General features: G+C 59.6%; 13 protein-coding genes. 7 read left to right on the top strand and 6 right to left on the bottom strand.

Annotation, left to right across the window (positions count from 1 at the left end):
- Positions 1-3 precede the first annotated feature (3 nt).
- The 4 genes from ACTHND_RS02240 to ACTHND_RS02255 all read right to left on the bottom strand — a co-directional run bounded on the left by ACTHND_RS02240 (position 4) and on the right by ACTHND_RS02255 (position 4,381).
- Complete coding sequence (locus ACTHND_RS02240) at positions 4-1,455, bottom strand: bifunctional 2-methylcitrate dehydratase/aconitate hydratase (protein WP_440175653.1); 1,452 nt, start codon at positions 1,453-1,455, stop codon at positions 4-6.
- 131 nt (positions 1,456-1,586) lie between these two features.
- Positions 1,587-2,741 carry a bifunctional 2-methylcitrate synthase/citrate synthase gene (gene prpC / locus ACTHND_RS02245; protein WP_440175654.1) on the bottom strand — a complete coding sequence of 385 codons (1,155 nt, stop codon included), beginning with the start codon at positions 2,739-2,741 and terminating at the stop codon, positions 1,587-1,589.
- Between the two features lie 21 nt (positions 2,742-2,762).
- Positions 2,763-3,650 carry a methylisocitrate lyase gene (gene prpB, locus ACTHND_RS02250; RefSeq protein WP_440175655.1) on the bottom strand — a complete coding sequence of 296 codons (888 nt, stop codon included), beginning with the start codon at positions 3,648-3,650 and terminating at the stop codon, positions 2,763-2,765.
- A 95-nt stretch (positions 3,651-3,745) separates the two neighbouring features.
- Positions 3,746-4,381 carry a TetR family transcriptional regulator C-terminal domain-containing protein gene (locus ACTHND_RS02255; RefSeq protein WP_440175656.1) on the bottom strand — a complete coding sequence of 212 codons (636 nt, stop codon included), beginning with the start codon at positions 4,379-4,381 and terminating at the stop codon, positions 3,746-3,748.
- Between the two features lie 151 nt (positions 4,382-4,532).
- Here ACTHND_RS02255 and ACTHND_RS02260 point away from each other — a divergent pair, with 151 nt between their 5' ends.
- A complete protein-coding gene (locus ACTHND_RS02260; protein ID WP_440175657.1) occupies positions 4,533-5,279 on the top strand; it encodes a helix-turn-helix transcriptional regulator in 747 nt (248 codons plus the stop codon).
- Between the two features lie 151 nt (positions 5,280-5,430).
- On the opposite strand, the gene ACTHND_RS02265 is transcribed toward ACTHND_RS02260, so the two are convergent.
- Both ACTHND_RS02265 and ACTHND_RS02270 read right to left on the bottom strand, forming a co-directional pair.
- Positions 5,431-7,371: a CocE/NonD family hydrolase gene (locus tag ACTHND_RS02265; RefSeq protein WP_440175658.1), complete on the bottom strand. Its 1,941-nt coding sequence runs from the start codon at positions 7,369-7,371 to the stop codon at positions 5,431-5,433.
- Between the two features lie 3 nt (positions 7,372-7,374).
- On the bottom strand, positions 7,375-8,922 hold the full coding sequence (locus tag ACTHND_RS02270) for a S10 family peptidase (RefSeq protein ID WP_440175659.1): 1,548 nt from the start codon (positions 8,920-8,922) through the stop codon (positions 7,375-7,377).
- A 378-nt stretch (positions 8,923-9,300) separates the two neighbouring features.
- On the opposite strand from ACTHND_RS02270, the gene ACTHND_RS02275 reads away from it, so the two are divergent.
- The 6 genes from ACTHND_RS02275 (at position 9,301) to ACTHND_RS02300 (ending at position 12,843) form a co-directional block, all read left to right on the top strand.
- Entirely contained in the window at positions 9,301-9,708 is a 408-nt protein-coding gene (locus ACTHND_RS02275; RefSeq protein WP_440175660.1) for a DUF3617 family protein, read from the top strand.
- A gap of 179 nt (positions 9,709-9,887) precedes the next feature.
- Complete coding sequence (locus ACTHND_RS02280; RefSeq protein ID WP_440175661.1) at positions 9,888-10,382, top strand: DUF3617 domain-containing protein; 495 nt, start codon at positions 9,888-9,890, stop codon at positions 10,380-10,382.
- 190 nt (positions 10,383-10,572) lie between these two features.
- Positions 10,573-11,274, top strand: a complete 702-nt coding sequence (ung, locus tag ACTHND_RS02285; protein WP_440175662.1) for a uracil-DNA glycosylase — start codon at positions 10,573-10,575, stop codon at positions 11,272-11,274.
- A gap of 160 nt (positions 11,275-11,434) precedes the next feature.
- Positions 11,435-11,560: a hypothetical protein gene (locus ACTHND_RS02290; protein ID WP_440175663.1), complete on the top strand. Its 126-nt coding sequence runs from the start codon at positions 11,435-11,437 to the stop codon at positions 11,558-11,560.
- Positions 11,557-12,195, top strand: coding sequence for a DUF3617 domain-containing protein (locus tag ACTHND_RS02295; protein WP_440175664.1), 639 nt, complete (start codon positions 11,557-11,559; stop codon positions 12,193-12,195). The genes ACTHND_RS02290 and ACTHND_RS02295 overlap by 4 nt, the downstream gene beginning before the upstream one ends.
- A gap of 63 nt (positions 12,196-12,258) precedes the next feature.
- Positions 12,259-12,843: a DUF3617 domain-containing protein gene (locus ACTHND_RS02300; protein ID WP_440175666.1), complete on the top strand. Its 585-nt coding sequence runs from the start codon at positions 12,259-12,261 to the stop codon at positions 12,841-12,843.
- The last annotated feature ends 30 nt before the right edge of the window (positions 12,844-12,873 follow it).

The raw sequence follows: 12,873 nt of genomic DNA on the forward strand, positions 1-12,873 counted from the left end.
TCGTCAGATCACGTACATGTCGACATAGTCGTTGACCTGCATGGCTTCCAGCGCCTGCTGATCGAGGCTGACCTTTAGAATGGCGGCCTGCTGCTTGGCCGGAAAGCGCCGGGCGAGATTGGTCTTGAACTTGGCCTCCAGCAAGGGAATCCCGTCGGCCCGGCGGCGTTTGTGACCGATTGGATATTCGACCGGGACCTCATCCAGCACCGTTCCGTCGGTCAGTTCCACCGTCAGGGCGTTGGCGATGCTGCGCTTATCAGGATCGTGATAATCGGCTGTGAACTGCGGATCTTCGATACAGGTGATCTTGTCGCGCAGGACATCGATGCGCGGATCGGCGGCCACGCTGTCTTCATAATCGGCAGCGGTCAGGCGGCCGAAGATCAGCGGAACGGCGACCATGTACTGGATGCAGTGGTCGCGGTCGGCGGGGTTATCCAACTTGCCTTTCTTGTCGATGATGCGGATGCAGGCTTCGTGCGTGCGGATGGTGATACGCCGGATATCCTCGGTCGTCTTGTCGAGAGCCGCCAGTTTGTGATGCAGCATCATCGCCGCTTCAACGGCGGTCTGGGAATGGAATTCGGCCGGAAAGCTGATCTTGAACAGGATCTGTTCCATCACATAGTTGCCATAGGGGCGCTGGAATTTGAACGGCTGGCCCTTGAAGAGCACATCATAGAAGCCCCAGGTTTTGGCCGTCAGCACGGACGGGTAGCCCATCTCGCCCTTCGCGGCCATCAGAGCCAGGCGCACGCCGCGCGACGTGGCGTCACCGGCGGCCCAGGACTTGCGCGAGCCGGTATTGGGGGAATGGCGATAGGTGCGTAAGCTTTGGCCATCGACCCAGGCCAGCGACACGGCATTGATGATTTCGTCGCGTTCAAGACCGAGCATGTGCGCCACCACGGCGGTGGAGGCCACCTTGACGAGGACGACATGATCAAGCCCGACCTTGTTGAAGCTGTTTTCCAGCGCCAGGCAGCCCTGAATCTCGTGCGCCTTGATCATGGCGGTGAGGACATCGCGCATCAGCAGCGGTTTTTTGCCATTGGCGATGGCGGTGCGTGACAGCCAGTCGGCCACCGCCAGGATGCCGCCGAGATTATCGGACGGATGACCCCATTCGGCCGCCAGCCAGGTATCGTTGAAATCGAGCCAGCGGATCATGGCGCCGATATTGAAGGCCGCTTGGACGGGATCGAGCTGGAACTGGGTGCCGGGCACCTTGGCGCCATTGGGCACGATGGTGCCGGGCACGATCGGCCCCATCAACTTGGTGCAGGCGGGGTAGTCGAGCGCCTCCAGGCCACAGCCGAGGGTATCGATCAGGCAGTTGCGCGCGGTTTCATAGGCCAGGCCGGAGGTGATTTCGTAATTCAGGACATAGTCGACGATATCGGTGAGGACCGTATCAGGGGCGGGGCGTTCGTTCGGAATATGGGCGGACATTTGGGGCTTTCTGTAGCATCTCCTCCCTGGCGTAGCTGGGGAGGTGGCAGCGCGGAGCGCTGACGGAGGGGCGCCCCTCCGGCGGGACAAGCCCGCCACCTCCCCATTTAAGAAATGGGGAGGAGAAAGATTTAAGGACGATCTTTCAATGGCACGAAGGGGCGATCTTCGGGGCCGGTATAGTGGGCGTTGGGGCGGATGATTTTGCCGTCCTGGCGTTGCTCGATGATATGCGCCGACCAGCCGGCCGTGCGCGAAATCACAAACAACGGGGTGAACATATCGGTCGGCACGCCCATCATGTGGTAGGAGACCGCCGAGAACCAGTCGAGATTAGGGAACATGCGCTTGGCATCCCACATCACGCTTTCCAGCCGCTCGGCGATATTGAACATTTTCATGGAGTTCTGCTCGGCGGAAAGGCGGCGGGCCACCTCCTTGATCACCACATTGCGCGGATCGGAGACGGTGTAGACCGGATGGCCGAAGCCGATGATCACCTCTTTCCGTTCGACGCGGGCACGTATATCGGCCTCGGCCTCGTCCGGATTGTCATAGCGCTTCTGGATGTCGAAGGCGACCTCGTTGGTGCCGCCATGCTTGGGGCCGCGCAGGGCGCCGATGCCGCCGATGATGCAGGAATAGAAGTCCGAACCGGTGCCGGCGATCACTCTAGCGGCGAAGGTCGAAGCATTGAATTCATGTTCGGCATAGAGGATCAGCGAGGTGTGCATGGCATCCACCCAGGACAACGGCGGCGGCTTGCCATGCAGCATGTGCAGGAAGTGGCCGCCGATCGAGTCGTCGTCGGTTTCGACTTCGATGCGCCTGCCGTTGTGGCTGAACTGATACCAGTAGAGCAGCATTGAGCCGAGGCTGGCCAGTAGCTTGTCGGCGATATCGCGTGCGCCGGGATGGTTGTGGTCCTCACGCTCCGCCGACTGGCAGCCGAGCACGGACACACCGGTGCGCAGGACGTCCATCGGATGGGTCGAATAGGGCAGACTTTCCAGAACAGCCTTGAGCGTGGCGGGCAGGCCACGCAGAGATTTTAGCCGGGTCTTGTAGGCGCTGAGTTCGCTGACATTGGGCAGCTTGCCGTGGACCAGCAGGTAGGCGATCTCCTCGAATTCGGAGGTGGCCGCGAGGTCGAGAATATCATAGCCCCTATAGGCCAGGTCATTGCCGGTGCGGCCGACCGTACACAGGGCGGTATTGCCGGCGATCTGGCCGGACAGCGCCACGGATTTCTTGGGCTTAAAGCCGTTTGGTGAGTCTCCGTCCATGGGGCATTTCCTTGTTCCTGTTTATTGCTTGTTTGTATTGAAGAGCGCGTCGAGGCGGTCTTCAAATGCGTAGTAACCGATGCGGTCATACAGCTCCTCGCGGGTCTGCATGGTATCGAGCACATTCTTCTGGTGGCCATCGCGGCGGATGGTTTCATAGACATTTTCAGCCGCCTTGTTCATGGCACGGAAGGCCGACAGCGGATAGAGCTGGATGGCGACGCCGGCCGAGGCCAGTTCGTCGCGCGTGAACAAAGGCGTCTTGCCGAATTCGGTGATATTGGCCAGCACCGGCACCTTCACGGCGTCGACGAAACGGCGATAGGTGTCGAGATCGTAAGCGGCTTCGGCGAAGATGCCGTCGGCCCCGGCCTCGACGCATTTGACGGCGCGCTCGATGGCGGCATCCACACCATCGACGGCGATGGCGTCGGTACGGGCGATCAGGAAGAAGTCAGGATCTGTTTTGGCGTCGGCGGCGGCTTTGACGCGATCAACCATTTCGGACGTGGAGACAATTTCCTTACCGGGGCGGTGACCACAGCGCTTGGCGCCGACCTGGTCCTCGATATGACAGGCGGCGGCACCGAACTTGATCAGCGACTTGACCGTGCGTTCAATATTGAAGGCAGACGGGCCGAAGCCGGTATCGATATCGACCATCAGGGGCAGGTCGCAGACGTCGGTGATGCGGCGGATATCGATCAGCACGTCGTCGAGCGTGTTTATACCCAGATCGGGCATCCCCAGCGATCCGGCCGCCACGCCACCGCCGCTCAGGTAAATGGCGTGATAGCCGGCGCGCTTGGCCAGGAGGGCGTGATTGGCATTGATGGTGCCTATGACCTGCAAGGGCTTTTCAGCGGCCAGTGCCGCGCGGAACTTCGCGCCTGCGGATGCAATCGTCATAGAAATGTCCCCGTCTGTTTTGTTTGACGGTATCAATTGAAACCATTAAGGTCAAGTCACAGGTTATTTACGTTCGCGTAAAGATTGGCGTCAACTCACGCTGTCTTGATTGTCGGCGTGATCTGGGGCCGCAGACCTTCCAGATATACGCGCAATTGCCTGATGCCGGAGCGCAGCACGCGGGCATCCTGACCCGTTTTGGCCAAGGAGATATAGCCCTCATAACTGGCGACGAAAAAGGTGGCGGTTTCGCGCGCATTGATATCGCGCCGGACCTTGCCATTGACCTGGCCCAACCGCAGGGCGTCGGTTACGCCGCCGATCCAGTTGGTGAAGATTTCCGACAGGCGCAGGCGGAATCCTTCGTCGAGTGGTGACATTTCCTGCGCCAGATTGTTGAGCGGACAGCCACCATTGACCTCGGACTCGGAGGTGCCAGTGCCTTCCAGTATGCCGATCAGGGCATCGATCGGGTCATCGACATCATCGAGCGGCGCCAGCCATTTGTCCTGGGTGATTTTGGCAATGACGCCTTCCACGATCGCATGACCGAGCGCTTCCTTGCCATCGAAGTGGTGATAGAGCGCGCCCTTCGTCACGCCGGCCTTCGCCAGGATGGTATTGAGGTCACTGCCGCGAAAACCGGAATGATAGACCTCCTCAAAGGCGGCATTGAGCAGGCGTTCGCGGGTGTGGCCGGCATTGCGGCGGGGGGATGTGTGTGTTTCCATACCAACCAGTATGTATGTAATCGCCTGAGTGTCAAGTGTTCACAATAATTGCGGTCTCGCCGGAATTATGCTGACAGAATGTGTCATCAGGTGGATAGTACGAGTGTGTCAGTATCGCGTACCTGAGCCCACCTGACCAAAGGATGCCGTCATGTCACGCGCGACCCGCCTGCTGGACCTGCTGCAACTGCTGCGCCGTCACCGTTATCCCGTGTCGGGCGCCGAATTAGCGCGCGAACTCGATATCTCCCTGCGCACGCTTTACCGCGATATCGGTGCCCTTCAGGCGCAGGGCGCGCATATCGAAGGCGAGCCGGGCGTCGGTTACGTGTTGCGGCCGGGTTATATGTTACCGCCGCTGATGCTCAGTCAGGAAGAATTGGAGGCTCTGGTTCTGGGGGTGCGCTGGGTGGCCGATCGCGGTGATGCCCGGCTGGGCGCGGCGGCGCAGAATGCCCTGACCAAGATTGTCGCCGTCCTGCCGAAGGATCTGGCCGATGAAATCGATACCTCCGGCCTACTGGTGGTGCCGAGCTGGTCGACGCCGCCGAGCCGGATCGATCTCGGCGATATACGCGCTTCGATCCGCAGCGAATGCCGCGTGGAGGTGCGCTATACGGATCTCAAGGAGGTGACGACCGACCGGGTTGTGTGGCCGATCGCGCTTGGTTTCTTCGAACATATCCGCATGGTGGTGGTGTGGTGCGAGATGCGTCAGGCGTTCCGCCACCTGCGGGCGGACCGGATCATCTCCTGGACGCCGATGGAAAACCGCTATCCAAAGCGCCGCGCCGTCCTGCTCAAGTCATGGAAGACGGAGCGCGACGAGGAACACGCGCAATATGAGGCGACCATTGCGACAAGAGCGGCCTCGACGGTTTCGGCGACGGTTCAGTAATGTTTAGCTCTCCCCCTCTTGGAGGGGGAGGTTGGCTTCGGCGATTAGCCGAAGACGACAGGGGGTAAACCAGCGTCTGTTTACCCCCTCTGTCTTTTTGGTTTCACCAAAAATCCAGCTCCCCCTCCAAGAGGGGGAGATTATTGGATCGTTACTCCTTCACGATCGGCAGCCATACCGCTGAAGCGGTATCCGCGCCGCGATAAACGCTTTCCGTCGCCGCCTTATAGTCGGCTGGCTTGGCGTTGAAGATATTATCGACAAAGGTCTGCGGGTTGCGGTCATAGAGCGGGAACAGCGACGACTGCACCTGGATCATCATGCGGTGGCCCGGCAGGAAGACGTGGTCGATGTTCGGCAGGGCGAACTTGTATTCTTCTACCTTGCCGGGTGTCAGGGCCTGCGGTTTATCGAAGCCATGCACATAGCGGCCGCGGAAGATTTCGATGCCCATGGGCAGTTCGAAACCGGCCATCGAAGGCTTGGATCCCTGGGCGGCGTCTTCCGGCGATTCATTAGGATAGACGTCGATAATCTTGACCACCCAGTCGCTGTCCGTGCCGCTGGTGGCGGCAAACAGATCGACCTCCGGCGCGCCCATGACATGCACGGCCTTTTCCAGCGGCGCGCTGGTATAGGAAAGCACGTCCGGACGATCGGAGACGAAGCGCTGATCATGGACCAGCCACGGCTTCCACTGGCTGGAATCCGCCATATTGATCGGGCGCGGAATAAACGGCACCGGCTTGGATGGATCGGAAACATAGTCGTCATGCGCCGCTGCCGCCGGCTTGTCGAAGCTGGCCGTGGCGTTGTCGCCGATATACAGCGGGGTCAGGGTGCCCATCGGCCATTTTGGCGACTCGTCCCAGTGATTGACGCCGGTGGCGTAGGTCAGGACCGGCGGGATGTGCGGGTCGGGCGCGCCCTTCAGATAGTGGTCGAAGAAGGGTTTCATATACTTGACGCGGAATTCCTGCGCTGTGTCGCCGGTGAAGGTGAGGGCGCCCAGATCATAGCCATAGTGGTTGACGCCGGAATGGCGCCATGGCCCGATGACCAGGGAGACCATGTCGTTATTTGTGTCCTTGGGCTCGATCGCCTTGTAAACCGCCGGGGCGCCATAGGAATCTTCCTGGTCCCACTGGCCGACGACCAGCATGGTAGGCACCTTCAGCGGCGCGGCGGCCATCCACTTGTCGACCGCCTGACCGGACCAGAAGGTCGTATAGGCTGGGTTTTCCATCAGCTTGCGCACAAACGGCACTTGGTCGATGCCCCATTTGCGGGCGTAATCACCGACCGAACCGGCGTCGAGATAGCGGTTATAATCATCGCCCACACCGCCGGGAATGGCGGCGCCGGCCTCGGCCTTGCCGGTGCTCTGCTCCAGGGCGTAGTCGAAGCTGCTGACGCGGAAGGCGCCGTTATGGAACCAGTCATCGCCCATCCAGCCATCGACCATCGGGCTTTGCGGCACGGCAGCCTTGAGCGCCGGATGCGGGTTGATCTCGGCCATCAGCGAGGTGAAGCCTAAGTAAGAAGAGCCGACGATACCGACCTTGCCGTTCGATTCAGGGATGTTCTTCGACAGCCAGTCGATGGTGTCGTAGGCATCGGTCGATTCATCGATCCTGGTGTCATTGAGCGGCCCGGCCAGCGGGCGGTTCATGACGAAAGTGCCTTCGGAATTGTGGATGCCGCGGATGTCCTGAGTCACGATGATATAGCCGTCATCGACAAACTCATTATACATCGCCGGCAGCACTTCCTTGATCGTCTGGCTGGCCGTGCGCGCCATGGTGCTTTTGGCGTCATAGGGTGTGCGCGACAAAAGGATCGGGCCGTCTTTCGTGCCCTTTTTGAAGACGATGACGGTGTAGAGCTTTGTGCCGTCGCGCATCGGCACCATGACGACGCGGCGAACGAAGTCGGCATCCGGGCGAACCTTGTCATAGCCGTCGAACACATCAGGCGTCATGGGCGTGACGGGCATATTGGCAGCCGGTGCGGCAGGTTTCGGCTTGGCCATGACGGGTGTGGCAGCGAGAGCCAGCAGGGCGGCGGCGCAGGTGAGGGTGCGGAAAGTCATGACTTAATCCTTGCTGTAAAGGGCTTTGGCGTCGGCCTTGAAGGCGGTGCCACTGCCGGCGCGGCTGTAGAACATATGGCCGCCGGGATAGACGGAGAGCTTGACTTGTTTCGTGCCGCCAAAGGTCGGCAACTGATCCACGACCAGGCGAGAGGTGAAGAAGGGGCAGGACAGGTCGTTATAGCCGTGAGCGATCAACACCTTCATCTTCGGATCGTTGGCGATGGCTTGGCGCAGGTCGCTGACCGGCTTGTCCTCATTGGGATATTGCTGCCAGTTTTCACCGACAATGGGGGAGAGGGCCTCGTAGTGGGCGTCGGTCTTCCAGCCGACCTCACGGGTGACGAAATCGACCATCGCGCTGGTGGTGGGCGCCAGCAGGGCGTTCAGGATCGGGTCGCCGGATTTCTGGCTGGGCGATTCCGGGAAGGGATCATAGGCGGTGACATTGGAATCATACCAGCTACCGATCTTGCGCTCGTTGCGGTGGCTTTCGCGCACAAAGGTCATGCTGTCGACGCGGCCATCCATGCGCGCCACAAGGGCTGGATCGAGGCCGGTATATTCGGACACCTTGGCCACCATGCGGCTGACGGCCTGCGGATCGGAGCGACCGGCCAGAAAATCGGTGACGAACTGGGTGCGGTCATACTGCTCGACCTCGGCGATGGCGGCGGGAGTCAGCTTGCCCTGTTTCTCGAAATTGGCGGCGGCCATGGAAGGCAGATTGATCATCCACGGCAGGGGCGACAGCGCGGTTTCCGAACCGACGGCAGCCGGGTCGAGATAGGGCGACACCATGATCAGGCCGGAGACGCCGACCCCCATGCGGGTTTGCAGGGCATTGGCGATGCGTGGCGCCCGGTAGCCGCCGTAGCTTTCGCCCATGACGTATTTCGGCGACCGCAGTCGGCCATTCTTGACCAGCCAGTCATAGACGACACGCGACAGATACTGGATATCCGCTTCAGTGGACCAGAAATCCTTTTTGGTGGCGTCGTCATCTTCCAGAGACCGCGAATAGCCGGTGCCGACCGGGTCGATGAAGACCAGGTCGGTCATATCGAGCCAGCTATTGGGATTGTCGGTGGTGACGCTGGAATCGGAGGGTGAGTCACCTTCGTCACCGAACTGGACGCGCTTGGGGCCAACGGCACCCATATTGAGATAGACCGAGGAGGCGCCGGGGCCGCCGTTGAAGGTGAAGGTCACGGGGCGACCAGAATCGTTTCCGGCATCCTTGCCGGGCACGATATAGGCGGTGAAGACGACATCGGCGATCTTCTTGCCCTTGGCGTCGCGCACCGGAATGCTGCCAACCGTGGCGTCATAGCCCAGCGCCTTGCCATTGAGCTGGATCGACTGGTGGATCGTCTTGTCATCGGGCAAAGGCGGCAAGGCGTCATCCTTGTCGGTCTTTTTATCGGCGGCGGCGTCCGGCTTCGCTTTGGCATCGTCGGCGGCGAAGGTGGGCAGGGCGGCGCCGGCCAGGAACAGAAAGGCTGTGCCTGCAAGCAGGGCGCGAAGGGCAGAGGGGGATCGGAGAGTCACGAGCGGCCTCGGTTTTGTGAAGTTATGATTGCAAAGTGGTGACAATACACACTTACCGATCTGATACAATATACGGCGGTTTCATTTGCATCGAGCACAGTGGTGCTTCCGGCGCCTTCACAATTGTGTTATGTCTCAATTGTGTCAGCTTTAAATGCATGAATCATAACTGTAAATTTAAAATAAAAATTATGTATATAATTATTGGATACATGAATTTTTATGGTGTATTGTTTTTAAGTAAAGATTTTTATGTGCGATTATAGATTAACTTGATTCAATTTTGTGCTGTGTCACATCTGTGAGAGTGGTCTTGAGTTGCGCCTTTTATATGGTCTAAGCTCAATTCAGAGGGAGAGAGATTTTTCAGGAGGAAAGATGACACTGCGCAATATGTATCTTTTGAGCGCCGCTGTGGCGCTGTTTACAGTCATGGGCGCGACCGAGGCTGCGGCTTACGAAAAGGGTCGTTTGTGGGAACTCGAAGTCGAGACGCAAACCGGCGATGGCGCGCCAAGCAAGAATACGACCTGGATGTGCATGTCAGAGGATAGCTGGCTTAACCCGCCGAAAGACCTGACCGGCGGCAAGTGCAGCGATCCGGAATTTACGCGTGACGGCGATGTCGTGTCGTGGAAATCTCAATGCGATGAGGCGCAGGGTGCCGGACAGTGGACATTCTCACACGGCGGCAAGGCTGTGGAAGGCCAAAGCACGGTCCGGACGCCGGAGGGCGAGGTGACAACAGGCTTGGACGGCAAGGTGGTCGACCGGTGCAGTACCTAAAGCCTGCAAATTTGCGGTAAGGCGGGTATCGGCCGGGGCTTTCGAGGCAAGGCGAACCGTATAAAAAATCAATAAATGTCAAATGCTTGATGCGTTTTTGATTTGGCGTGATCGGGTTCCAGGCTTAATATGGCGGTGGGCGGCATTGCGGGGTTTTTGTTTTGACAGGAGCCTTGTTCATGAGTCCCACCCTTGCTCTGACCTTTACGGCCGCTGCCGGCTTTGTGTTCGGCGTTGTTTCCCCAGCTGTAATGGATCAGGTTGTGTCTGATCCAAAGCCGACAGCGGCCGCATCCGCTGTGGCCGATACGCCGCCGGAGGTCGCGGACGCGCCGGTTTTGCCGGGACCGGATTCGCTGTGGGAAATTACCACCACAACGACGGTCGCCGGCCAGGCGCCGACCACTACAACGGCCAGCCTCTGCGCCAATCCGGAAGACCTGAAAGCGCCGCCTGTGGTCGTGACCGGACCGCAATGCGAGGGCCAGACATTCAGTGAGGCGGGCAATACGGTCTCCTGGACCACGGACTGCGCCGCCGTGAAGGGCACGGGGTCTCTGACCATTGCCGCGGAAGGGCAATCTTTCAGTGGCGATGTAACGGCTTCCGCTGCCGGACAGGATGCGACACTGCATGTCATGGGTAAGGTGGCGGGCACCTGCACGAAATCCTGATGGGCGTTTCCGGCTTTAGCCGGCAAGCGCAAGGCTCGCCCGAGCTTATGCGAGGCAGCCCGCGCGGCGCTTGAGCCTTGGTGTTTCCGGCTTTAGCCGGCAAGGGCAAGGCCCGCCCGAGCTTATGCGAGGTAGCCCGCGCGGCGCTTGAGCGCTTGACTTAATAATGGAGTCGGGGCCGGATGCCGGCATGAGCGATGTCAAACTCGATGACGGCTGGAAGGCCCTGCTGGCGCCGGAATTTTCCAAGTCCTATATGGCCGACCTGCGCGCTTTTCTTCAGGCACAGCGCACAGCGGGTAAGCGGATATTCCCAAAGGGCAACGACTATTTCCGTGCCCTCGACCTGACACCGCCGGAAAAGGTACGTGTCGTCATCCTGGGCCAGGATCCTTATCACGGCGAAGGCCAGGCGCATGGCCTGTCATTCTCGGTCAGGCCCGGCGTGCGCATTCCGCCGTCACTGGTCAATATCTACAAGGAATTGCAAGGCGATCTCGGTATCCCGCCGGCGCGTCACGGATTCCTGGAGCATTGGGCGAAACAGGGCGTTTTGTTGCTGAACAGCGTGCTGACGGTCGAGATGGGCCTGGCGGCGGCGCACCAGGGCAAGGGCTGGGAAAAGTTCACCGACGCGGTGATCCGCGCGGTCAATGACCTGCCTCAGCCAGTGGTCTTCATCCTGTGGGGCAGCTATGCGCAGAAAAAGGCCGCTTTTGTCGATACCTCGAAGCACCTGGTGATCAAATCGGTCCATCCATCGCCGCTTTCGGCCCATAACGGCTTTTTCGGCACCAAGCCCTTTTCGCGCGCCAATGCGTTTCTGGCGTCGAAAGGCTATGCGCCCATCGACTGGAAACTGCCGGATGACCCCGCCATCTCGCCGACTTGACGCGTGACTTCCGAATTTCGTCTTTACAATCTCGTGAATATGTTCGGAAATAGGGTGTCTTTAAAGGTCAAGTATGAAACCGTTTGTCTGTTTAATTGCGTCCGGCCTGGTTATTTGCGTCCTCGGCGGCTGCAGTCCGCGCCCTGGAGCTTCCGGTGATATGGCGGACGCCGGCGAAAGCCCCGCCGCCAGTCTGACGGCCGAAGAGGCGGCGGCCTACGCCAGCTACTCGCCGGTCATGTCGATGGATGGCGATAGCCAGTCATCGGAGGCAGAAGCACAATGAAGTTTAAATTTGTCATGCTGGGGATGACAGCTTTCCTTGTAACGGCCTGCGACAAGCCGGAAGCGCCGCGCACGCCCTTTGTGGAAGACGGGGCCGGATTATCGGCGGCAGAGGCGTCGGCGGCGGAAAGTGCCGCCGCCAGTGAGGCGGAGTCCGAAAGCGCGCCGGTCTACAAGGTCAGCCGACTGGGCCAGCGGGCCGGGCTTTGGCAACTGACCCAGACTTTGCCGCAACTGGGTGGGCGTTCGGTGTCGAAAATCTGCGTCAACGACGCGCAAGGCGAAAAGCTGGCCCTGATCGGCCATGATCTGCCGGGCAAGCCGGAAATGGCCCATCTTGAATGCTCGGCGCGCTCGGTTACCAAGAGCGATGACGGCGCCGATATCGATACGGTCTGCATGGTCAATGATACCACCCTGACCTCGCATATCCATGTCGATATCATCGGTAATGATGCCTTCCACCAGACGGTCGAGACCCGGTATTCGCCGGCTTTTGCTGGTCATGGCAACCAGGTCACGATCACCGACGGCAAGCGCCTGGGGGACTGTCCGGCCGGCATGAAGCCGGGGGATTACGTGACAGGGGATGGCGTGAAACTCAAGGCTGGGCTCGTTCTGGCCAAGTTTCGCTAATAGGGGTTTGTAACGTCGTTCTTCGGTTGTATGGTGCCAACCATAGCCTGGAGGAGACGCCTCATGACAATTATGCGTTTGACCACAAGCCTGGTAATGGTGGCTGCATTGGGCCTGGTGGCCGCGTGCAGCAAGCCAAAAGCGCCGGAAGGACCGACAGCGGGCATTGAGGCCGCGAAACCGGCCCCGCTGGCGCAGGCCAATCCGATGGCGCAGAAACCGGGCCTGTGGGAAATGACAACCTCGGTGCCGGGAATGCCAGCGGGCCTGGTCAGCAAGCTTTGCGTGGATCAGGGCCTGAGCGAACGGATGGTCGAGGTCGGCCTGAAGGGAACGGGCGATGCGCAATGCACGCAAAACAATATCGTCAAGACCGCAACGACCGTGGATGTCGATTCGGTGTGCCATATGTCCGGGCGCAAGATTACCAGCCATATCCGCATGGAAATGATCAGCGACAGCGAGTATCATCAGACGATCGCCGCCACCATGGAACCGCCGATGAGCGGGGACGGCAAATCGACCACCACGGTGATTGGCAAACGCCTGGGCGATTGTCCAGTCGATATGAAGGGCGGCGATATGACCGTTCCGGGCGGCATGAAAATCAACATGTACGATGCGCTGAACAAGTCCGCCACGCATTGAGAGACGCTTTTCTTTTCTGTGACGCATGTG

The sequence above is a fragment of the Asticcacaulis sp. genome (assembly GCF_051954415.1).
Classification (GTDB): Bacteria; Pseudomonadota; Alphaproteobacteria; order Caulobacterales; family Caulobacteraceae; genus Asticcacaulis.